Source organism: Streptomyces sp. TLI_55, from assembly GCF_900206255.1.
GTDB lineage: Bacteria > Actinomycetota > Actinomycetes > Streptomycetales > Streptomycetaceae > Streptomyces > Streptomyces aquilus.
The window spans coordinates 5,347,455-5,368,945 of the sequence record NZ_OAOJ01000001.1 but is presented as its reverse complement, the minus strand read 5'-3'; the positions used below and the strand labels follow the sequence as shown (position 1 = coordinate 5,368,945).

The window sequence follows — 21,491 nt, the reverse complement described above, 5'->3', positions numbered from 1 at the left end:
AGGGCCGGTTCCCCTGACCTGAGTCATGGGAACCGGCCCTCGGTGCGAGCGCGCTACACGCCCGCGTACGAGTGCTTGCCGGAGACGAAGATGTTCACGCCGTAGTAGTTGAACAGCCAGCAGCCGAAGGCGATCAGGGCCAGGTAGGCGGCCTTGCGGCCCTTCCAGCCGGCCGTGGCGCGGGCGTGCAGGTAGCAGGCGTAGGCGACCCAGGTGATGAAGGCCCAGGTCTCCTTGGGGTCCCAGCCCCAGTAGCGGCCCCACGCGTCGCCGGCCCAGATGGCGCCCGCGATGATCGTGAACGTCCACAGCGGGAAGACGGCCGCGTTGACGCGGTAGGAGAACTTGTCGAGCGAGGACGAGGCGGGCAGGCGCTCCAGGAACGACGTGGCGAACTTGCCGGGCCGGCCGCCGCTCGCGAGCTTGCTCTCGTAGGAGTCCTTGAACAGGTACAGGATCGTGGTGACCGCGCCCACGTAGAAGACCGCGCCGCACAGGATCGCCGTGGAGACGTGGATGTACAGCCAGTACGAGTGGAGGGCGGGAACCAACTGGTCGCTGGCGGTGTACAAGACGGTGACGGCGATGCCGAGATCGAGGAGGACCGAGGTGATGAGGAACAGGCCCATCCAGCGCACGTTCTTCTTCAGCGCCAGCAGCGTGAGGTACACGCCGACGGCCACCGTGGAGAAGGTGATGTTGAACTCGTACATGTTGCCCCAGGGCGCCCGCTCCACCGAGGCCGCGCGGGCGATGACCCCGGCCAGCTCGACGAGGAACGCGAGCACCGTGAGGGACACGGCGATACGCCCGTAGAGGTCACCCTGCTCGTCCCCGCCGTGCGCTCCGGGCCCGTCCGGCACGTCCCGCTGCCCGGCGGCCGCCCGGACGACGACCTTCGGCCGCTCCAGTACGGCGGTGGAGCCGCCCTTCTTCACCGTGACCGCCGGCGCCTTGTGCTCCGCCGGGTCGGACGTCAGCGCGGCGGCCGTACGGCCGATCTTGCTGCGGCTGCCGAAGATCCATTCGGTGATGTAGGCGAGGAAGGCCAGCGTGTAGACGGCCATCGCGGAGTAGATCAGCGTGTTGCTGAGGTTCGCGAGATGTTCGTTGGTGGCGGCGGCCAGATCCGTCGCTGCGGCGAGAGTCACTGCGCAGGCCTTTCGGCAGGTACGACTTGGGGGTCGGGGGTGTCGGTGGAGTCTTCGTCCGGTTCGGGTGCTCCGGGGGCCTGGTCGTAGAGGGTCTCCGCCAGCGCCCCGAGTTCCTCGGGCACCTTCGCGGACTCGCTGCGGCCGAGGCCGGCCATCTCGACGACCGTGATGCCGTCGTCGCCCTTGACCGCCCGCACCCACACACGGCGGCGCTGGATGAACAGGGAGCCGGCGAGGCCGAAGATCGCGGCGATGGAGCCGGCCAGCGCCCAGCCGCTGCCGGGCTGGCGGGTGACCTGGAAGTTGGCCCACTCCTTGGTGGACTCGTAGGTGATCGAGCCGGCGCCGTTGGGCAGCTTCATGATCTCGCCGGGCCGCAGGTTCTCCCGCTGCTGCTTGCCCTTGGCGTCCTTGAAGGCCTTCAGATGCGTCTTGTCGAGCTGGTAGACGCTCTGCGGGACACCGGCGTCGACGCCGAGGTCTCCGTAGTAACCGGCCAGGTTGAGTACCGGGTTGCCCAGCGAGGGGAAGGTGGAGGACACCTCGTTGCCGGGGGTGTAGGTGGGCAGGAAGAAGGCCTCGAAGCCCAGCTGCTGCCGCGCGCCCTTGGTGTCGCGGTAGCCGTCCATGACCTTGACGACACCGGAGGAGGTGATGTTGGCGTCCAGCGGCAGCAGCGGCACGGCGTCGTGGTAGACGACATTGCCCTTGCCGTCGCGGACCGTGATGACGGGCGCGTAGCCGTGGGCGGTGAGGTAGACCTTCGAGTCGCCGATCTCCAGCGGCTCGTTGACCTTGATGACCGTCTTCTTGCCCTTGCCGAAGGCGCCCACGCTGTAGGTGACCTTGGCCTGGAAGGTGCGCGCGGTGCCGCGGTTGGGGCCGGACTTCTCGTAGGTGCCCTGGAAGTCCTTCAGGTTGAAGCTGAACGGGTCCAGGTCGTCCGCGGTGAAGAGGCTGCCGGACTTGAAGTCGTCGTACTGGGTGAGGGTGTTGGAGAACCCGCCGCCCTCGACGATCAGCTTGTTGCCCTCCATCTTGAACAGCTGGCCCCAGGCGAAGGCGATCAGCAGCACGATGAGGGCGATGTGGAAGGCGAGGTTGCCGACCTCGCGCAGATAGCCCTTCTCGGCGGCGACGGCGTCTCCGGCGAGGTGTGCGCGGAAGCGGCGCTTCTTGAGGAGGGCGAGGGCGGCCTCGCGGACCTGCTCGGGCTCGGTCTCGGTGCGCCAGGTGGTGTAGGCGGGCAGCCGGGTCAGGCGCTTGGGGGCGGCCGGCGGGCGGCCGCGGAGCTGGCCGACGAACTGCCAGGTGCGCGGGATGATGCAGCCGATGAGGGAGACGAACAGCAGGATGTAGATCGCGGAGAACCACACCGAGCTGTAGACGTGGAAGAGGCCGAGCTTGTCGTAGAGGTCGCCGAGCGTCGGGTTGGCCTTGCGGAAGTCGGCGACCTTCGTCTCGTCGGTCCCGGACTGCGGGATCAGCGAGCCGGGGATCGCGCCGAGCGACAGCAGCAGGAGCAGCAGCAGCGCGACCCGCATGGAGGTCAGCTGCCGCCAGAACCAGCGGACCCAGCCGATGACGCCCAGGGAGGGCATGTTCAGCGTGTCCTCGGGCGCAGTGGACAGCTGGGAGCCGGCGGCGCCGAGGTCCTCGTCACCGGCGGGCGGGGTCCGGGTCGCGTCGGGTGTCGTCTTGCTCATCGATCAGATCCCCACAGTGAAGCCGTTGGACCAGGCCTGCATCTCCTGCACGATGCTGTCCCACGCGCCGGTCAGCAGCAGGACACCGGTCAGGATCATCATCGTGCCGCCGATGCGCATCACCCAGACGTAGTGCTGCTTGACCCAGGCGAAGGCGCCGAGCGCCTTGCGGAAGGCTACGGCAGCGAGCACGAAGGGGACACCGAGGCCGAGGCAGTAGGCGACGGTCAGTATGGCGCCGCGCAGGGCGCTGCCGTCCTGCATGGCGAGCGTCTGCACCGAGGACAGGGTCGGTCCGATGCAGGGCGTCCAGCCGATGCCGAACAGGGCACCGAGGAGGGGGGCGCCGGCGAGTCCGGTGGCGGGCCTGGTGTGGAAGCGGAACTCACGCTGGGTGAGCCAGGGCATCATCCCCATGAAGAACACACCCATGAGGATCATGAGGACGCCCAGCACCTTGGACAGGACGCCCCGCTCTTCCTGGAGGGTCTGCCCGAAGTAGCCGAACAGCGCCCCGCCGGAGACGAACACGACGGTGAAGCCGAGGACGAACAGGGAGGCACCGGCGGCCATCCGCCCGCGCCGGGCCTCGGCGAGATCGGTGCCGCTGACGCCGGTGACGTAGGACAGATAGCCGGGGACCAGCGGCAGGACGCAGGGGGAGAAGAAGGAGACGAGCCCGCCGAGCAGGGCGATCGGCAGCGCGAGCAGCAGGGCGCCGCTCATCACGGTCTCGTTCTGCCCCACCCCGGCGGCGAGCGTGGTCACTGCGGTGACGGTGACGGCTGCGCTCACGTCACTTCTCCGCGAGGACGGGCTTGATCATGCCGAGCAGGGTGTCCTCGCTGAGCGCCTGGAGCGCGCGGGCGGCGATCTTGCCGTCGCGGTCGACGACGAGGGTGGAGGGGATCAGCTGCGGGTTGAGCGTGCCCTTCTTGAACCGGAGCATCTGCTTGCCCGTCGGGTCGAAGAGGCTCGGGTACGTGATCCCGAACTCCTTCTCGAAGGACTTCGCGAGGGTGGTGCTGGCGTCCCGGGTGTTGAGGCCGACGAACTCGACGCCCTGGCCCTTGACCTTCTCGTAGACGCTCTGGAGGTTCTTCGCCTCGGCCCGGCAGGGCGAGCACCAGGAGCCCCAGACGTTGAGGACGAGGATCTTGCCCTTGTAGTCGGCGGTGGACAGCTTCTTGCCGTCGATGGTCTCGCCGGACAGCACGGGCGCCGCGCTCCGCTTGCCCTGGGCGACGGTGTCGACGCCGTTGTTGCCGGTCACGAAGTTGGTGTCGCCGCCACCCCCCGACACTCCGCCGGAGCCGCAAGCGGTGAGGGTCAGCGCGGCGGCCGCGGCTGTCGCGGTCAGCAGGACGGCGCGGCGGCGGGTGCGCTCGGTGCGGTTCGGGCGCTGGAAAGCGCTGCTGGCGGCACTCATGTGAAAAGTTTCGCATGCCCGTTCTGAGGATCTTGCGCACCCCCCTCGGGGGCGGAAACCCGCATATCAGGCGGCGTTTACAGAGCTCTTCTTCGTGTCCTTCAGATACGAAGCCCACCCCCCGGCGGGCGCCTGACCGACGTCGAGCCCGCGCAGCTTCTCCAGCACCTCGGGCTGCTGCACGTCCATCCAGTCGACGAACTGCCGGAAGGAGACGAGGCGTACGTCCTCGCCCTTCTCCTTCTCCGCGGCGATGTGCTTCAGCGCCTCCTCGACGGCGTCCATGTAGATGCCGCCGTTCCAGTGCTCGAAGTGGTTGCCGATGAAGAACGGGGCGCGGTTCGTCTCGTATGCCCGCTTGAAGCCGGATATGTACGCATCGGCGGACTGCCTGCGCCAGGCCGGGTAGTTGTAGCTGGGCGCGTTGGTGGAGTTGATCGACTGGTTGGCGAGCATGTTGTAGTCCATCGAGAGGACCTCGAAGCTGCGCCCCGGGAACGGGATCTGCTGGAGCGGCAGATCCCACAGCCCGCCCGTCTTCCGCGGCCACACCTGCCGACCGCCGGGCGACGAGGCGTCGTAGCGCCAGCCGAGTTCCTTCGCGGTGGGCAGCAGGTTGTCCTGCCCGAGGAGACACGGCGTCCGCCCCCCGACGAGCTCCTTGTCGTAGTCGAAGGGAAGCGCCGGCAGATCGGTCCACCCGGTGTTCGTCCGCCACTCCTTCACGAAGGCCTTCGCCTGGTCGATCTCGCTGCGCCACTGCTTGGGCGTCCAGTTGCCGACGCTGCCGTAGCCGCCGCAGAAGTGGCCGTTGAAGTGGGTGCCGATCTCGTGCCCTTCGAGCCAGGCGCGGCGGACGTTGGTGAGGGTGGCCTTGACGTGCTCGTCGGTGAGATAGCCGATGTCGGAGGCGCCGACGGGGTTGTTGGGCGGGTCGTAGAGCCGCTTCTTCGACTCGGGCAGGAGGTACAGCCCCGAGAGGAAGAAGGTCATGTGCGCGCCGTGCTCCTTGGCGAGGTCGAGGAAGCGCGGGAAGAGACCGTTGCCGACCTCCCCCGCCCCGTCCCAGGAGAAGACGACGAACTGCGGCGGCGTCTGCCCCGGCTCCAGCGGCTCGGGCTTGGCGGGCTGGCCGGGCTGCTTGCCGGTGTACGCGGTGGAGCCGTCGCCGATGGGGCGGGCCTGGTGGGCCGGCTTGCTCGGTTTGCCGACGGGGGTGGAACCCTTGGAACCCGATGCCGGGCTCGGCCCGTCAGACGACGTGAGAGTGCCGCACCCCGCAAGCCCGACAGCGGCGGCACCCCCGACGCCGAGTCCGATGGCTCCCCTGCGGGTGTGAGTGCGCATGGCAACTCCGTTCGTCACGTTCTCTGGTGGTCACCCATTCAGAGGACGGGACGAACGGAGACGTTCCGTCTGTTTTTTCGCGATTGCGTAACAGACGCCCCCAAGCGGAACTCAGGCCCCGAAGGCCTTGTCCTTGCCCTTGACCGGCTTGGCGCCGGCGCGCAGATGCGCGGGGACCAGGTCGATCGCGGGCTCGCTGTACCCCACGGACACGATCTTGTCGCCCTGGTACGTGAAGGTCGTCAGGGAGGCGAGCGTGCACTGCCGCTTGCGCGGGTCGTGCCACAGGCGGCGCCGCTCGACGTACGACCGCACGATCCAGATCGGCAGCTGATGGCTGACCAGCACCGCCTCGTGCCCGCGGGCCGCGTCCTTGGCGGCGTCCAGCGCCCCCATCATCCGGACGACTTGGTCGACGTACGGCTCACCCCACGACGGCTTGAAGGGGTTGACGAGGTGCTTCCAGTTGTCGGGGTTCTTCAGCGCGCCGTCGCCGACGCCGAAGGTCTTGCCCTGGAAGACGTTGTCGGCCTCGATGAGCCGCTCGTCGGTGGCGAGGTCGAGGCCGTGCGCCTTGGCGATCGGCGTCGCGGTCTCCTGCGCCCGCTCCAGCGGGGACGCGCAGACGTACGTCACGTCCCGCGAGGACAGGTGCTCGGCGACCCGGTCGGCCATCTGCCGGCCCAGCTCGGAGAGGTGGTACCCGGCGAGGCGGCCGTAGAGGACGCCGTCCGGGTTGGCGACCTCGCCGTGCCGCATGACGTGGACGACGGTGATGTCAGGGGTGCTCGTCATGCTGCCGTGGCCTCCGCTGCCGCACGGGCCGCCGCCGGAAGGGCGTCGGCGATCTTCTGAACCGCCTGGTCGTCGTGGGCGGTCGACACGAACCACGACTCGAAGGAGGAGGGCGGCAGATAGACGCCCTGCGCCAGCATCGCGTGGAAGAACGCGGTGAAGCGGAACGACTCCTGCTTCTTGGCGTCCTCGTAGTCGCGCACCTCACGGTCGGTGAAGAAGACGGAGAACATGTTGGAGGCGGTCTGCAGCCGGTGCGCGACGCCTTCCTTGGCGAGCGCCTCGGTGACGAGCGACTGGATCTGCGCGGACACGGCGTTCACCTTGTCGTACGCCGCCTCGTCGAGCAGCCGCAGCTGGGCGAGACCGGCGGCGGTGGCGACCGGGTTCCCGGAGAGCGTGCCAGCCTGGTAGACGGGCCCGGCGGGGGCGAGGTGGGCCATGACGTCGGCGCGCCCACCGAAGGCGGCGGCGGGGAAGCCACCGCCCATGACCTTGCCGAAGGTCATGAGGTCGGGCCGGACGCCGTCGATCCCGAACCACCCGGCGCGACTCGTCCGGAAGCCGGTCATGACCTCGTCGGAGATGTAGAGGGCGCCGTTCTTGGCGCAGGCGTCCTTGAGGCCCTGGTTGAAGCCGGGCCGCGGCGGGACGACGCCCATGTTGCCGGGCGAGGCCTCGGTGATGACACAGGCGATCTCGCCGGGGTGCCGGTGGAAGGCCTCCTGGACGGCTTCGAGGTCGTTGTACGGCAGCACGATGGTGTCGCCGGCCTGGGCACCGGTGACGCCGGGGGTGTCGGGCAGCGCGAACGTGGCCACGCCGCTGCCGGCGGCGGCGAGGAGCGAGTCGACGTGACCGTGGTAGCAGCCGGCGAACTTGATGACCTTGGTGCGCCGGGTGAACCCGCGGGCGAGGCGGATGGCGGACATGGTCGCCTCGGTCCCACTGGACACGAGCCGCACCTGCTCAAGGGGCTCGATGCGATCGACCATCTCCTCGGCGAGCGCGACCTCGCCCTCACCGGGCGTGCCGAACGACGTACCGCGCGAGACGGCGTCCTGCACGGCGGCGATCACGTCCGGGTGGGAGTGCCCGAGGATCATCGGCCCCCAGGAGCAGACGAGGTCGACGTACTCGCGTCCGTCGGCGTCGGTCAGCCAGGCACCCTTGCCGGACACCATGAACCGGGGCGTGCCGCCGACGGCGCGGAAGGCGCGCACCGGGGAGTTCACGCCGCCTGGCGTGACGGCGGCCGCACGGTCGAACAGGGCCTGTGAGGCAGGCGCATCGTATGAATAGGGCGTTTCGCTCATGACCTGCGACTTCTCCGACCTCTCGGACTCCGGTTTGCCGACGTTCCTCCTCAGGGTAGGCCAGCTCTCCCGGCCGACCGTGGGCTGAGGTGTGGTGGCATCTGCGAAACTGGGACCTGATACACACAGCTCGTACGGCCCGTGGTGTTCGACAGGCCGCGAAGATCCTTGTGAGGATCCTGCGGACAGGTGTTTCAACGCACGTTTCGGCGGGCGGCCGTGGGGGAGGTCACTGACACGATGATCGGGTTGCGCGGCGGGGGCCACGCATCCTAGAAAAGCAGTCGGGTGGAGATATGCATCGCGGTGGCGGACTGGGCGAGGGGACTGATGACCTGGGTCCTCGACGTGCCCGGCGGGGAAGGCACCGACGCGACGCGGAGGAAGCCGCGGAAGCGGCACGCGTACCGAGTGAGTCAGACCAGGACGAGCGACGTATCGAACGTCGGATCGACCGGCTGAGGGCGGGGAGCAGGAATGGTGGTCGGGTGGGGGTGACGTACAAGTACTTCGGTGCGCCCGACGGCGCGACCGCGGCCCGCGTCCCGATCTCGATGCGCCCCGAGGAACTCGGCGGCGACGAGCTCGGCATGAACGGCATGTTCACCAAGATCAAGCCGGAGACGATGGCCGCGATGGTCCTCACCGGCATAGAAGGCGTCCCGCTGCACAAGGTGCCCCCGCTGGAACTGGTCGTCCTGCACCCCGACTACGCGGTGGTCAAGCTCCCCATGACGGTCGTCGACCCGCTGCGCGGCATCGGCGAGGAAGCGGTGGGCGCGGCGGCGTTCATCTGGTCGACGGTGCCGGACCGGGGCGGCCCACGGGACGCGTTCAACGTGTACCAACTGCTGCACGAGTGGCAGGACTTCAGCCATCGGCTGCATGAGGCGGGGCATCAGCCGTACTGCCTGGTGTGGCCGTGACCCAGGGCTTCTTACGAAAAGGGCGAGGCCTTCGGGCCTCGCCCTTTTTCGGAGTGCGGCGGCACCCACCGCCGCACTCCTCACCCCAGACCTGCGCGATCCGGCTCAGCGCCTGATCACAGCGGCGACATCCCCGGGTCCTCGGGGCGGATCCGGCCGCGCCAGCCGCCGCTCTCGGCGCCGCCCTCGACGTAGTCCTTGAAGCGGCGCAGGTCGCCGGAGACCCGGCGGTCGATCAGGCCGAGCGCGTCCGCGCCGCGTTCGGCCATGCCGGTGGGCTCGACGTCCATGGTCAGCTCCACCTTGGTGTGCAGGTCGTCCACCCGCTCGAAGCGGACCGAGCCGCGCTGCGAGGTGTCGCCGCCGACGGTGCGCCAGGTGATCCGGTCGTCGGGCAGCTGGTCGACGATCTCCGTGTCGAACTCGCGCCGGACGCCTCCGATGCTGGTGGTCCAGTGGTTGTGGCGGTCGTCGAGCTGAGTGACCTCGTCGACGCCCTCCATGAACTTCGGGAACTCCTCGAACTGGGTCCACTGGTTGTACGCCCGGTGCAGCGGTACCTCCACCTCGACGGCCTTCTTGACCGTGCTCATGAGTTCCTCCCTGTTCCTCGGTTCCGTACGTGCACGGCGTCGAGTACCCGGGAGGCGTCGCCTCACCCCGACGGGGAACTCGGCCGGCGACGAAAGAGGTAGTGATCGTGAACGACCGCAGCGACCCCGACGACGTCGTGCTCTCCCCGCACGAACGCCTGGCCCTCCGGCGGATAGAGGCGGAACTGAGCGCCGACCGACGCCTCACCCGCCGTATGGGCCACCACCCGAACCGCCGGCCGCGCCGCTCCGCCTCCCGCCGCTTGCTGCCGCTGTCGACGGCCGCGCTGCTGGGCGCCTCGGTGTTCCTCGTCGTCATGGGCGTCCGCACCTCGAACCCGGCCGTCCTGTGGTGCTTCGCCGTGCTGTGGCCCCTCACCCTGCTCCAGGGCTTCCGGCTGCTGTGCCGCGCCGGCCGGGAAGCGGCCCGTCAAGAGAAGCGCGGCACACCGTGGCGGTGAAGTCGGTGACACGACGAGCACGAGACAGGAGGCGGCCATGAACGCCGACGCAGGACTCCGGGGGTCGTACTGGCTCGAGACCGCCCCGCCCGGCGACCCCGCACCCCCACCCACCGGTGACCTCACCGTCGACGTCGCCGTGATCGGCGGCGGCATGGCCGGGCTGAGCACGGCCTGGGAGCTGGTCCGGGAGGGCCGCGAGGTGGCCGTGCTGGAGGCCGGCCGGCTCGCCGCCGGGGTGACCGGCCGCACCACGGCCAAGCTGAGCGCCCTGCACACCCTCGTCTACGACCGGCTGCGCCGCACACGCGGACCGGAGGGGGCGCGGCTGTACGCCCTGTCGCAGACGGAGGCGATCCGGCACGCCGCGGAGATCGTGGCGGAGCTGGGCGTGGACTGCGAGTGGGAGGAGGCGTCCGCGTTCACGTACGCCGAGGACGCGGACGGCGTCGCGGAGCTGCGGGCCGAGGCGGAAGCGGCGCGCGAGGCGGGCCTGGCGGCCTCCTTCGTCACCGACACCGAGCTGCCGTTCCCGGTGGCGGGCGCGGTCAAGGTGGCGCGGCAGGCCCAGTTCCACCCCCGCAAGTACCTGCTGGCGCTCGCCGAGGACCTGCGCAGGCGCGGCGGCACGGTGTACGAGGACACGCGCGTCGTCGCCCTGACCGAGGGCGAGCCGTGCGTCCTGACGACCGACGCCGGGGTGAAGGTGCGGGCCAACGACGTGGTCGTCGCCACCCACTACCCCGTGTTCGACCGGGCGCTGCTCTTCACCCGCCTCTCCCCCCGCCGCGAGCTGGTCGTGGCCGGGACGATCGACGCCGGCCGCGCCCCGCGCGACATGTACATCACGCCGGAGCAGAACACCCGCTCGGTGCGCAGCGCGCCCTACGGCGACGACGACGGCGTACGGCTGCTGATCGTCACCGGCGAGCACTTCACCCCCGGCACCGCCGACGTCGACAAGCGCTTCGCGCGGCTCGCGGAGTGGGCCGCCGACCGCTTCCACGGACTCACCCTCACCCACCGCTGGGCGACCCAGGACAACGACTCCACCGACTCCGTGCCCCTCGTCGGCCCGCTCCACCCCGGCAGCGGGCACACCTACGTGGCCACCGGCTTCGGCGGCTGGGGCCTGAGCGGCGGCATCATGGCGGGCCGCCTGATCACCGACCTGATGACCGGCCGTGAGGTCGCGTGGGCGGGCCTGTACGACCCGCGCCGCCTCGGCTCCGTCGTCCGCGAGGGCGTGTCCTTCCTCAAGCACCAGACGCAGGTCGCCCGGCACTTCGTCGGCGACCGGCTGCCGCCCCGGTCGGGCCCGGCGCCGGAGGACCTCGCGCCGGGCGACGGCGCGGTGCTGCGGGTGGGCGGCCACCGGTGCGCCGTGCACCGCGACGAGAGCGGCCGGCTCCGGGCGGTCTCGGCGAACTGCACCCACCTCGGCTGCGTCGTGGCCTTCAACCACGCCGAGCAGGCCTGGGAATGCCCGTGCCACGGCTCCCGGTTCGCCCCCGACGGCAGCATCCTCCAGGGGCCCGCGGTACGCCCGCTGGAACAGCGCGACCTGTGAAGAACACCGTTTCCCCGCGGCCCAGCAGGGCACTCGGCCGACAGCTCGACGAGACACCTCGCCGAGAGACAGAGAGAAGTTGAACCGCCGTGACCGCGTCCACCGTCCAGAACGACCCGACCGCCGTCCTCCGTGTGGCGAGGACAGGCTGGCGAAGGGCTCGCACCGTACGCGACAAGGGCGTACGCACCTGTCTCTCCGCCGTCGACGACGGCACCCGCGCGTCCGCCACGGACACCGGCGGCGAGGGCAACATCGTCCGCGGCGACGACTGACCGGAGCGCCCCTCACTCGCACCCTCACCCCCCACAGGACGCCCATGCCCCCCACCACTGTCGGCTGCCCCACCCCCGCCGACGCCCGCCGCTGCTGGGCCCCCCGGGGCGTGTACGCGCCGCAGGCCGACACCCGGCTCCTGGGGCGGGCCCTGCACCGGGAACCGATCACGGACCGCACGGACGTGCTGGACCTCGGCACCGGCAGCGGGGCGCTCGCGGTCGAGGCGGCCCGGCTCGGCGGCCGGGTCACCGCGGTCGACATCTCCTGGCGGGCGGTCGCGACCACCTGGCTCAACGCCCTGCTGAACGGCCAGAGCCTGCGCGTCCGCCACGGCGACCTCGCCTCGGCGGTCCCCGGCCGCCGCTTCGACCTGGTGCTCGCCAACCCGCCCTACGTCCCCGGCCCCGGTGCGCTCCCGCCCCGCGGCCCCGCCCGCGCCTGGGACGCCGGCCCGGACGGCCGGCTGCTGATCGACAGGGTCTGCGACTCCGCGCCGGCGGTCCTGCACCCCACGGGCGCCCTGCTCCTCGTCCACTCCCATCTCTGCGGCGTCGACGCCACCCTGGAGCGCCTCACCGAGGCCGGTCTGCGCGCGGAGGTCGTCGACCGCACCCGGCTGCCGTTCGGCCCGGTGCTGCGCTCCCGGCTCGACTGGCTGCACGACCGGGGCCTGGCGAACGGCGACACGACGGAGGAACTGGTGGTGATCCGTGGCCGCCGCCGCTGACCGCCCGCGTCGCGTCCGCGTCCAGCGCGACGGGCCCCTGCTGATCGAGGGGCCGGTCGAGGTGGTCGACGAGCACGGCGAGGTGACGGTGTCCGACCGTTTCGAGGTCGCGATCTGCACCTGCCGCCGCAGCCGCCTGTACCCGTGGTGCGACACCAGCCACCGCCGCCGCGAACGCCCCACCGGCAGCAAGGCGGCCGACGAAGGCCACCACACATGACCAGCGCCTCCCGGCACCGGCCCCCACCGCTCCCCACCCCCCGCGGCCCGCTCTCCGCAGCGATACGCGCCGCCCTCCTGGGCGCGCCCGCCCCGCGGAACGTCCCGGACGACTCCCCTGCGTACGGCGACGACCTCCAACTCGCCCTCTACACCCTCTACGAACTGCACTACCGCGGCTTCCGCGACGTCCGCGACACCCTGGAGTGGGACAGCGCCCTGCTCGCCTGCCGCGCCACCCTCGAAGACCGCTTCCTGACGGCCCTGCGCGAGGACGTACCGACCACCGGCACGACCGCCACCGCCGCCCTCGACGAGCTCCAGGTCGAACCGACCGCCGACCCCGACGGCACGAGCGTGTCGTTCTTCCTGCGCGACGAGGGCACCCTCGACCAGCTGCGCGAGTACGCGGCCCTGCGCTCGCTCTACCACCTCAAGGAGGCCGACCCGCACGCCTGGGTGATCCCCCGGCTGCACGGGCGGGCCAAGGCGGGGATGGTCGCGGTGGAGTTCGACGAGTTCGGCGCGGGCCGCCCGGACGAGATCCACGCGCAGCTGTTCGCCGACCTGATGACGGACCTGAAGCTGGAGACGGCGTACGGCCACTACCTCGACGCGGCCCCGGCCGAGGCGCTGGCCACCGTCAACCTGATGAGCCTGTTCGGCCTGCACCGGGCGCTGCGCGGCGCGCTGGTCGGCCACTTCGCGTCCGTGGAGGTGACCTCGTCCCCCGGCTCCCGCCGCCTCGCCGAGGCACTGCGCCGGGTGGGGGCGGGTCCGGCGGCCGTACGGTTCTACGCCGAGCACGTCGAGGCCGACGCCGTGCACGAGCAGGTCGTACGACAGGACGTCGTCGCCGGACTCCTGGAGAGCGAGCCGGAGTTGGAGGCCGACGTGGTGTTCGGCGTCCGCGCGACGACGTACCTGGAGGAACGCCTGGCCGCCAGGCTGCTGGGAGCCTGGCGGCAGGGGGAGACGGCACTGCGCGGCCCCTGACGGACCGCTGCCGACTCAGTCAGTCATGGTCAGCCCCACTTCATCTCGCCCTTGGCGACCTTCGCGCCGATCTGCGCCGCGATCAGCATCCCGTGGTCCGGGAAACGCTTGACGAGCGCCTCGGTCAGCCCCGCACCATCGGCGGCCCGGTCCAGCTCCTCCTCGAAGGCGACCAGGTACTCCCGGGTGGCGGTGATGGCGGTGGCGTCCGCGGCGGTACCGGGCAGCCGGTGACCGGGAACGACCAGCCCGGGCTCCAGCGCCGCCATCTCGTCGAGCACCCCGATCCAGGCGGCACGCGAGGCGGGCGTGGCGGTGTCGGCGACCCACACGTGCTCCTGCTGGAAGAGCAGGACACCACCGAGCAGGGCACGGTGCTCGGCCTGCCACAGGTAGTGCCGGTCCGACAGCTCAGGCACCCCGCCCTTGAGCTCGAAGCGGTGGCCCTCCAGGGTCAGGTCACCGGTGAGCGGCTCGAGGTCGACCAGCCGGGTGGGCAGGTTGGGGCCGAGCGCGGCCCACGCCTTCAGCTTGCCCTCGTAGGAGTGGGCGATGTGCTCGATCACGATCTCGGTGGCGACGAACTTCGCCTCCGGGAAGGCGTCGGCGACGACCTCGGCACCGAAGTAGAAGTCGGGGTCACCGTGGGAGACGAACACCGTGGTGAGCGTCTTGCCGGAGTCCAGGATCTCCGCGACCAGACGATGACCGTCCGCACGCGTGAAACCGGCGTCGACCAGCAGGGCCTCCGTCTCACCGGTGACGAGGGTGGCGGTCTTGTTCTTGCTGCCGGCCGGGAAGTCGAGGTCCAGGACCTTGAACGAGAGAGTGCTCATCGAAAACTCCTTGCGGGAAGGCGTGGAGACGGGGGCGGGGACGGGGGAGGTCAGCGGGTGCGGGCGGACGCGAGCCGACGGTCGACGTCGTCGGCGGTGGAGTGGCCGTGCGCGAGGACGGTGACGAGGTCGCCGTCGATGCCGAGGAGGGTGGGGAAGCCCGTGACGCCCAGTCCGGCCGACCGGCGGAAGTCGGCCACGGCGGCGTCCTGGCCCGCGGGCGCCTCGAAGGCGGCGACGACGGCATCGGCGTCCAGACCGGCGGCCTCGGCGACGGTCCGGTAGGTGGCGGGGTCGGAGAGGCTCAGGCCGTCGACGTAGAAGGCCCGCTGGAGGGCGGCGGCGAGCTCGGCGGCCCGGTCGGGGGCGGCCTGGCGCAGGGCGGCGACACCGCGGGCGGCGGCCTCGGAGTCCATCACGAAGGAACCGTCGGCGATCAGCCGGTCGTACCCGGGCCCGAACTCGGCGCCGGTCAGCTCGGCGATCTGGGCGTTGGCGCCCTGGACGTAGCCGAACTCGCGGATCGGCACCCGGCGCGGCCCGGTGAACAGGCCGCCCGAGACGACCTCGACGGGCAGCTCGGGGTGGCGGGAGACGACCTCGCGCAGGGTGCCGGAGAAACCGTGCGACCAGCCGCAATAGGCGTCGAAGACATAGACGAGCTTCATCGAGGACCTCGGCAAGGGGTGTGGGCGCCCGCGGGACGCGAGCGATTCACCTGACAGAACAGTAACTGATCCGTCAGATATTTCCCCGAGCCGGCGACCGCCCATGTGACGGGCGCCACACCCGAGCCCGACAAGACAGTGAACCAGCGCCACCCACAGCCCGAAGCCGCCCCGCACGCCCCCAACCTCCAGCCGCCCCGCCCCCGCAGCCCCCGCGTCAGGGCAGTCGCGGCAGCACGTCCCGCGCCGAGTGGCTCAGGATGCGCAGGTCCTCGGCGAACCGGTCGTGGTCCTCGGGCGGCAGCGGCGCCAGGAAGTAGCGCCGGATGTTCTCCACGTGCACCCGCGAGGCCCGTACCGCCGTCTGCTCCCCCAGCTCGGTCAGCCGGACCAGCCGCCCACGCCGGTCACCGGGGTCCTCGGCGCGCTCGACCAGCCCGGCCGCCTCCATCCGGTCGACCAGCCGGGTGGCGCCGCCGGTCGTCAGCACCTGCTCCTGGGCGATCGCCCGCATGGACAGCCCGGCCCCCTCGGCCCGCCCGAGGATGAGCAGCACCTCGAACATCAGGTGGCTGATCCCGCACTCCTCCTCCAGGGCCCGGCCCAGGATGTACTCCAGCCGGTTGGCCGCCCCCTGGAGCCGCCCGAAGGCCAGGACCAGCGGATTGTCCGCGGCCTCCTTGGCCGAAGCGATCTCCGCCCGCTCGTCCACGTCCCCGCCGCCCTTTCCGTCCGCCGTACAGTCCCCCGATCATGCCGTGTACGCCGACCAACCCGCCCATGCGTCTACGCGGGACCGAACACCGACGGCCGCAGGGAGTCCCCCGCGGGCCCGACGTCCCCCTCCTCCCAGTTGGGGTCGTAGGCGCACGGAACGCCGGCGCCGCCCATGAAGTACTCGCGGTCCGGGAACCAGGTGAACGACATCCGCTCGTCACCGTCGTCCCGCCGCACGAACAGGCTCCAGTCCTGCCCGTCCTTGCCCTCCCGGTACGACGTGACCTCCCACCCGTCGTCCTGCAACCGCTCGCGCAGCCGCCGCAGCCCGGGCACGGCCTGGCTCGCCGGCACCTGGTCCAGGGCCCATTCGTGGCTCATCGCATAGGCGCCGTCGACGGTCCGGTCGTCCATGCCCAGCAGTCCGCCGTCATAGCAGAAGCCGGAGTCGAAGGTGTTCTCCGTGCTGACGCCGACCTTCTCGACGCCCGGCGGCACGGTCCGCGTGAACCCCAGGACGTCGTACGCCTCCTGGGACCGCTGGAAGGCGCGGTCCGCCATCTCCTCGGGCGCGACGCGGGGATAGTCCGGCGACCCCGCCGACCCCCAGGCGAGCCCGACGAACAGCAGAACAACCACACCGAGCAGGGCGACCAGCGCGACACACCCGCAGCCGAGCGCACCGGCGGCGGAGGGACGGGAAGGGGAGGCGTTCGAGGACATGAGAGGACGCTAGGCCGCCCCCGGCCCCCGCCGGATGAGCGCGATCACCCGCTCGACCCTGGGTACGGGTACTCATCCTCACCGTCCGCCACCACGGTGAAGTGCCGCACGCCGCCACCGCCCTCCAGTTCGTCGAGCACGGCGACGGCCAGATCCTCGGCACTGATCCACGACCGCCCCGCCGCATCCGCGAGCAGCGTGTCGGTGCCACGCCGATAACGCCCGGTCCGCTCACCCGGCTCCAACAGCCCGGGCGGACTCAGATAAACCCAGTCGGCCCCGAAGTGCCCCTCACACGACCGGAGTTGAGCAACCCCTGCCTCGGCGACGGCCCGCAGCGCATCCGGCACATACACCGGATCACGAGCGACCAGCAACTCCCCCTCCCCCGGGCTGCGCAGGGCCCCGGCACCACCAACCACAAGCACCCGGACACCGAGCCGCGCGGCAGCGTCCAGCACGGTCCGGGTCACCCCCACGAGAAAGTCCTCGTCGACCGGATGACTCCGCACGGCAAGAACGAACGCATCCGCACCGGCGCCCGCAAGCACCTCGGCAAGGGTCCCCGAGTCACCGGCATCGACCGCGACCCCGGTGACACCGTCCCCCACCACCTCCCCCTTCCGCGACAGGGCGAGCACCCGATGCCCCCGCACCCCGGCCGCCTCCGCGACCACCCGACGCCCGACCATCCCGGTGGCACCGAGCACCACGAGATTCATGCCCGTCCTCATCAACGGCTCTCTCTCCCCGTCCACTTGCCCCACCCCGGGGCATCCAGTTGCGCCGCGAGCATCGCGGCCAGCGCCAGCACGAACCCGAGGGTCTGCGGCAGGCTCAGTGACTCGCCCAGTACGACGCCCACGACGGCGGCGACCAGCGGGGACAGCAGCACCAGCGGGGCCGACGCGCCCACCGGCAGCCTGCCGATCCCGCGGGACCACAGCATGTGGGCGATGAGCCCGCCCATGCTGCCGAGCCACAGATAACCGGCGACGGCCCCCGAGTCGATCCGCTCCGGCACCCCCTCACCCACCAGAACAAGGGGCACCAACACCAGCCCCCCGACCACGAGTTGCCAACTCGCCAACGCCAGCGGCCCGACCCCCGCCGGCCGCCCCCAGCGCTTCAGCAGCACCACCCCGGCGGCCATGGACGCCGTACCGGCAAGCCCCGCCACCACCCCCACCCCATCCAGCCGCGCTCCCGGCCCGAGCACGACGAGCCCGACCCCGATGACCCCGGCCACCCCCCAGGCCCAGCGCCACAAGGTCGGCCGGTCGTGCAGCACGGCGGCGGCGATCCCGGCGACGAGCAGGGGCTGGGTGGCACCGAGGGTGGCGGCGGCTCCGCCGGGGAGCCGTTGGGCGGCGAGGAACAACAGGGGATACAGGGCACCGATGTTGAGCACGCCGAGCACCGCGGCCTTCCACCACCACGCCCCGCGCGGCAGCACCCGGGTCAGGGCGAGCCCGACCAGCCCGGCGGGCAGGGCACGCATCAGCCCGGAGAACAACGGATGCCCGGGCGGCAGCAGTTCGGTGGTCACGGCGTACGTGGTGCCCCAGGCCGCCGGGGCGAGCGCGGTGAGCGCGACGGTGGCGGCCTGCCGCGTCTGCGAGGTATCCGGGGGCCGTTCGAGCAAGGCAGTCATGGCCCGAGTGTCGGAGCAACAACTAATGAATCCAAAGCATCATCGAGATGGCAGCGATGCACACCCCCCATACATACTGCCGACCATGGACCTCCAGCAGATGCGCTACGTCGTAGCCGTCGCCGAAACCCGCAACTTCACCCGCGCCGCCGAGCGCTGCGAGGTCGTCCAGTCCTCCCTGAGCCACCGAATAGCGGGGCTGGAAAGGGAGTTGGGGGTACGTCTCTTCGCCCGCACCAGCCGCCGCGTCGAACTGACCAGCGCGGGCGAGGCGTTCGTCGCCGCGGCACGCGACTGCCTGGCCGCGGCCGACCGCGCGGCGGCCGACGCCGCGGCCGCGACGGGGGTGGTACGGGGCCGGCTCGCCGTGGGCGTGATCGTGACGACGGCCGCGGTGGACGTACCGGAACTGCTCCAGCGTTACCGGGCGCGGCACCCGCAGGTCCGGGTCGACCTGCGCTCGGGCCGCAGCGACGACCTGGCGGCGGCCGTCCGGGACGGCAAGCTGGACATCGCGTTCCTGGGCCTGCCGGAGAGCCAGCGCCCGACCGACGTAGAGGCCCTGGCCCTGGACCACGACAGACACGCCCTCCTCGTCCCGGCGGATCACCCCCTGGCCCACACACCCCAGGTCACCCTGCGCGAGATCACCGACGAGACATTCGTGGACTTCGTCTCCGGCACCCCCGCCCGCGCCCAGTCCGACCAGGCGTTCGCCGCCGCGGGCCTGGTCCGTGACGTCGCCTACGAGGCCGGAGTGGTCGAGCTGATCACCCGCCTGGTCGCCCGCGGCCTGGGCGTGGCACTCCTCCCGTCGGCCTTCATCACCCCACTCGCACAGGCGGACCCCACTCTGGCCCTGATCCCGGTCTCGGACGGCCCGAGCCGCATCGAATACCTCATCTGGAGCCGCTTCAACCCCAGCCCGGCGACGAGGGCGATGCTCAAGGTCCTGGGCGTACCGGACAGTCGCCCCTGAAGGGCGCACCCCCGCGGCGCGGAACCCGGCGACGGCGGGAAGGGCACGTGTCGGGGGGTGTCCGCCCGCAGCGGTTGGCGCGTCAACACGGGCGCCTTATCTGAACGCCCGATTCCGCGCCGCTCCGAGGACGGACACCCCCCGGCGCGGCCCCGACCCCCACCGAACCGCCCCCGCGGAGGCGAACCCCCACAAGGCCGCATCCGGCTCAGACCCCGCCCCCCACGGTGAACCCCATGACCATCCCGCCCCCGTCCCGCCGCACGGCGAACGGCGCACCCCCATGCGCGAGCGCAACCTCCCGCACGATCGACAGCCCCAGCCCCGACCCCGGCAACGACCGAGCATCCGCAGCCCGATAGAACCGGTCGAACACCCGCACAAGATCCGCGTCCCCGATCCCGGGCCCCCGATCCAGCACCTCCACCCGCACGACGCCCGCCCGCGCAGGCCCGGCCACCCGAATCTCGACCGGCCCCCGCCCCTCCCGGTCGAACTTCACCGCGTTCTCCACGAGGTTGGACACGGCCCGGGTCAACATCCCCGGCCGCCCATCGGTGGACGTGGCGCCGCTCGCCCGCACGAGGATCTCCCGCCCGGTACGCCGCCGGGCCACCCCCGCCACGTCCTCCGCGATGTCGGCGAGATCCACCCGCTGCGGCGGCTCGGTGTCGGACTGCCCCGCGGCCAGCTCGACCAGCTCGTTCACCAGGTCGGTCAGTTCCCGCGCCTCCTGACCGAGGTCGGCGACCAGCTCCTCCCGGGTCTCCGGAGGGAACTCGTCGATCCGCCGCAGCAGCGAGATATTGGTCCGCAACGAGGTCAACGGCGTACGCAGCTCATGCCCCGCGTCCTGCACCAGCCGCCGCTGGTCCTCCTCGGACTGCGCGAGCCGCCCGAGCATCCGGTCGAAGGCCCGCCCGAGCCGCCCCACCTCGTCATAGCCGGTGACGGGCACCTGGACACCGAGCCGTCGCGTACGGGCGACGTCCTCCGCGGCAGCGGTGAGGACGACAAGCCGCCGAGTGATCCGCCGAGCCAGCCACCACCCGAACAACCCGGCCCCGACGACGACGGCCGCCATGAGGATCAGCGTCCGCTGCTGAAGCGCCTGCAACAGATCCTCGGTGTCACTGAACTCCTGGGCGACCTGCACGGCCCCCCGCCCACCGCCGAGCGCCACGGTCGCCACGCGATACACGTCGCTGCCGACGTCGACGTCCTTGTGCTCGGTCAGCTCCCCGGCCGCCGAGGCGCGCGCGACGGCCCGGTCCGCAGGCCTGACGGGCAGCCCGGGACTGCCGGGATCGACCACGGACCCGTCCGCCCCCAGCACCTGCACGTCCGTACGGGCCGGCCGCACCAGATCGTGCCCCGGCGCCGACGAGGAGAAGTCCTCCGGCGACATCCGGTGCTGGCGCACCTCGTCCCGCAGATCCTGCACGACCTCGTCGAACACGGACTGCTGGTCGACCCGCACCAGCCGGGCGGCCGCGCTGTAGGAGAGGATGCCGACGACGACGGTGACGGCGGCGGTGACCGCCGCGAAGGACACGGCGAACGTGGTCGCGAGGGACACCAGCCCGGGCCGCCGCCGACGCAGCAGCCGCGCGAGGCGTCCCACTCAGTCCTCCCGCAGCACGTACCCCACGCCGCGCACGGTGTGGATCAGCTGCGGCGCCCCCGGCTCATCCAGTTTGCGCCGCAGATAGCCGACGTAGACGGCGAGGTTCTTCGAGCCGGGCCCGAAGTCGTAGCCCCAGATCCGGTCGTAGATGGTCGAGTGGTCGAGCACGATCCCGGCGTTGCGGACGAGCAGCTCCAGCAGCTCGAACTCGGTACGGGTCAGCTCCAGCTCCCGCCCGTTCCGCCAGGCCCGCCGCGCCTGCGGATCCATGCGCAGCCCGGCGGCTTCCAGATACCGCTCGGCCACGACCTTCTGCGCGAGGTCACCGCTCCCGGAAACCCCACCGCCGCCCGCACCCGGACCGGCACCCGTGCCGCCACCCCCACCGGCACTTCCGCTTCCGCCTCCGGTCCGCCGCAGCAGCGCCCGCAACCGGGCGAAGACCTCTTCGACGTCGAACGGCTTCAGTACGTAGTCGTCGGCGCCCGCGTCCAGCCCGGCGATCCGGTCCTGGGTCTCCACGAGCGCCGTCAGCATCAGGATCGGCGTCCGGTCGCCCTCGGCCCGTAGCACCCGGCACACCTGGAGCCCGTCGATGCCGGGCATCATCACGTCGAGGACGAGCACGTCAGGAGGGGTGCGATGGGCCTGCGCGAGTGCCTCGACCCCGTCGGCGACCGCGGTGACCCGGTAGCCCTCCAGGGTCAGGGCGCGCTCCAGCGCATGACGGATGGCGCGGTCGTCTTCAGCGAGCAGCACGGTCTGAGGC

The 21,491-nt window shown here is 71.4% G+C and carries 24 protein-coding genes; 8 read left to right on the top strand and 16 right to left on the bottom strand.

The features are described 5' to 3' along the window. Nucleotides 1–53 precede the first annotated feature (53 nt). The 7 genes from ccsB to hemL form a co-directional block, all read right to left on the bottom strand. Complete coding sequence (gene ccsB, locus CRP56_RS24740; RefSeq protein ID WP_097267453.1) at nt 54–1,151, bottom strand: c-type cytochrome biogenesis protein CcsB; 1,098 nt, start codon at nt 1,149–1,151, stop codon at nt 54–56. Next, a complete protein-coding gene (gene resB / locus CRP56_RS24735) occupies nt 1,148–2,860 on the bottom strand; it encodes a cytochrome c biogenesis protein ResB (protein WP_097267451.1) in 1,713 nt (570 codons plus the stop codon). Before resB ends, ccsB begins: the two co-directional genes overlap by 4 nt. A gap of 3 nt (nt 2,861–2,863) precedes the next feature. Beyond that, on the bottom strand, nt 2,864–3,586 hold the full coding sequence (locus tag CRP56_RS24730; protein WP_097274422.1) for a cytochrome c biogenesis CcdA family protein: 723 nt from the start codon (nt 3,584–3,586) through the stop codon (nt 2,864–2,866). A gap of 70 nt (nt 3,587–3,656) precedes the next feature. Beyond that, nucleotides 3,657–4,289 carry a TlpA family protein disulfide reductase gene (locus CRP56_RS24725; RefSeq protein ID WP_097267449.1) on the bottom strand — a complete coding sequence of 211 codons (633 nt, stop codon included), beginning with the start codon at nt 4,287–4,289 and terminating at the stop codon, nt 3,657–3,659. Nucleotides 4,290–4,355: 66 nt separating this feature from the next. Next, a complete protein-coding gene (locus CRP56_RS24720; RefSeq protein WP_097267447.1) occupies nt 4,356–5,636 on the bottom strand; it encodes a hypothetical protein in 1,281 nt (426 codons plus the stop codon). A gap of 111 nt (nt 5,637–5,747) precedes the next feature. Continuing rightward, nucleotides 5,748–6,431 carry a histidine phosphatase family protein gene (locus CRP56_RS24715; RefSeq protein ID WP_097267445.1) on the bottom strand — a complete coding sequence of 228 codons (684 nt, stop codon included), beginning with the start codon at nt 6,429–6,431 and terminating at the stop codon, nt 5,748–5,750. Then, on the bottom strand, nt 6,428–7,747 hold the full coding sequence (gene hemL / locus CRP56_RS24710; RefSeq protein WP_097267443.1) for a glutamate-1-semialdehyde 2,1-aminomutase: 1,320 nt from the start codon (nt 7,745–7,747) through the stop codon (nt 6,428–6,430). The genes CRP56_RS24715 and hemL overlap by 4 nt, the downstream gene beginning before the upstream one ends. A gap of 488 nt (nt 7,748–8,235) precedes the next feature. Here hemL and CRP56_RS24705 point away from each other — a divergent pair, with 488 nt between their 5' ends. Continuing rightward, nucleotides 8,236–8,673, top strand: a complete 438-nt coding sequence (locus CRP56_RS24705; protein WP_003974483.1) for a hypothetical protein — start codon at nt 8,236–8,238, stop codon at nt 8,671–8,673. Between the two features lie 116 nt (nt 8,674–8,789). On the opposite strand, the gene CRP56_RS24700 is transcribed toward CRP56_RS24705, so the two are convergent. Beyond that, nucleotides 8,790–9,266, bottom strand: coding sequence for an SRPBCC family protein (locus tag CRP56_RS24700; protein ID WP_097267441.1), 477 nt, complete (start codon nt 9,264–9,266; stop codon nt 8,790–8,792). A 107-nt stretch (nt 9,267–9,373) separates the two neighbouring features. On the opposite strand from CRP56_RS24700, the gene CRP56_RS24695 reads away from it, so the two are divergent. The 6 genes from CRP56_RS24695 to CRP56_RS24670 all read left to right on the top strand — a co-directional run bounded on the left by CRP56_RS24695 (nt 9,374) and on the right by CRP56_RS24670 (nt 13,518). Further along, nucleotides 9,374–9,727, top strand: a complete 354-nt coding sequence (locus CRP56_RS24695; protein WP_257040982.1) for a DUF3040 domain-containing protein — start codon at nt 9,374–9,376, stop codon at nt 9,725–9,727. A gap of 37 nt (nt 9,728–9,764) precedes the next feature. Continuing rightward, nucleotides 9,765–11,297 carry an FAD-dependent oxidoreductase gene (locus tag CRP56_RS24690; protein WP_097267437.1) on the top strand — a complete coding sequence of 511 codons (1,533 nt, stop codon included), beginning with the start codon at nt 9,765–9,767 and terminating at the stop codon, nt 11,295–11,297. A gap of 89 nt (nt 11,298–11,386) precedes the next feature. Then, entirely contained in the window at nt 11,387–11,572 is a 186-nt protein-coding gene (locus tag CRP56_RS24685; protein WP_097267435.1) for a hypothetical protein, read from the top strand. Between the two features lie 44 nt (nt 11,573–11,616). Then, entirely contained in the window at nt 11,617–12,303 is a 687-nt protein-coding gene (locus CRP56_RS24680) for a HemK2/MTQ2 family protein methyltransferase (RefSeq protein ID WP_097267433.1), read from the top strand. Next, nucleotides 12,287–12,523: a CDGSH iron-sulfur domain-containing protein gene (locus CRP56_RS24675; RefSeq protein WP_097267431.1), complete on the top strand. Its 237-nt coding sequence runs from the start codon at nt 12,287–12,289 to the stop codon at nt 12,521–12,523. Before CRP56_RS24680 ends, CRP56_RS24675 begins: the two co-directional genes overlap by 17 nt. After that, nucleotides 12,520–13,518 (top strand): iron-containing redox enzyme family protein, encoded by a 999-nt coding sequence (locus CRP56_RS24670; RefSeq protein ID WP_097267429.1) that lies wholly within the window; start codon nt 12,520–12,522, stop codon nt 13,516–13,518. The genes CRP56_RS24675 and CRP56_RS24670 overlap by 4 nt, the downstream gene beginning before the upstream one ends. 29 nt (nt 13,519–13,547) lie before the next feature. Here CRP56_RS24670 and CRP56_RS24665 read toward each other — a convergent pair whose 3' ends face one another. The 6 genes from CRP56_RS24665 to CRP56_RS24640 form a co-directional block, all read right to left on the bottom strand. Next, entirely contained in the window at nt 13,548–14,354 is an 807-nt protein-coding gene (locus CRP56_RS24665) for an MBL fold metallo-hydrolase (RefSeq protein ID WP_097267427.1), read from the bottom strand. Between the two features lie 50 nt (nt 14,355–14,404). Continuing rightward, nucleotides 14,405–15,022: a DsbA family protein gene (locus CRP56_RS24660; RefSeq protein WP_097267425.1), complete on the bottom strand. Its 618-nt coding sequence runs from the start codon at nt 15,020–15,022 to the stop codon at nt 14,405–14,407. A gap of 217 nt (nt 15,023–15,239) precedes the next feature. Then, entirely contained in the window at nt 15,240–15,734 is a 495-nt protein-coding gene (locus CRP56_RS24655; protein WP_097267424.1) for a MarR family winged helix-turn-helix transcriptional regulator, read from the bottom strand. Nucleotides 15,735–15,808: 74 nt separating this feature from the next. Next, nucleotides 15,809–16,462 carry a hypothetical protein gene (locus tag CRP56_RS24650; protein WP_097267422.1) on the bottom strand — a complete coding sequence of 218 codons (654 nt, stop codon included), beginning with the start codon at nt 16,460–16,462 and terminating at the stop codon, nt 15,809–15,811. 44 nt (nt 16,463–16,506) lie between these two features. Then, nucleotides 16,507–17,184: an NAD(P)-dependent oxidoreductase gene (locus CRP56_RS24645; protein ID WP_097274419.1), complete on the bottom strand. Its 678-nt coding sequence runs from the start codon at nt 17,182–17,184 to the stop codon at nt 16,507–16,509. A gap of 11 nt (nt 17,185–17,195) precedes the next feature. Further along, entirely contained in the window at nt 17,196–18,116 is a 921-nt protein-coding gene (locus tag CRP56_RS24640) for an EamA family transporter (protein ID WP_097267419.1), read from the bottom strand. An 85-nt stretch (nt 18,117–18,201) separates the two neighbouring features. On the opposite strand from CRP56_RS24640, the gene CRP56_RS24635 reads away from it, so the two are divergent. Continuing rightward, nucleotides 18,202–19,095 carry a LysR family transcriptional regulator gene (locus CRP56_RS24635; protein WP_097267418.1) on the top strand — a complete coding sequence of 298 codons (894 nt, stop codon included), beginning with the start codon at nt 18,202–18,204 and terminating at the stop codon, nt 19,093–19,095. Between the two features lie 208 nt (nt 19,096–19,303). Here CRP56_RS24635 and CRP56_RS24625 read toward each other — a convergent pair whose 3' ends face one another. Both CRP56_RS24625 and CRP56_RS24620 read right to left on the bottom strand, forming a co-directional pair. After that, nucleotides 19,304–20,719 (bottom strand): HAMP domain-containing sensor histidine kinase, encoded by a 1,416-nt coding sequence (locus CRP56_RS24625; protein ID WP_097267415.1) that lies wholly within the window; start codon nt 20,717–20,719, stop codon nt 19,304–19,306. Continuing rightward, complete coding sequence (locus CRP56_RS24620) at nt 20,720–21,481, bottom strand: response regulator transcription factor (protein ID WP_097274417.1); 762 nt, start codon at nt 21,479–21,481, stop codon at nt 20,720–20,722. Nucleotides 21,482–21,491 lie beyond the last annotated feature (10 nt).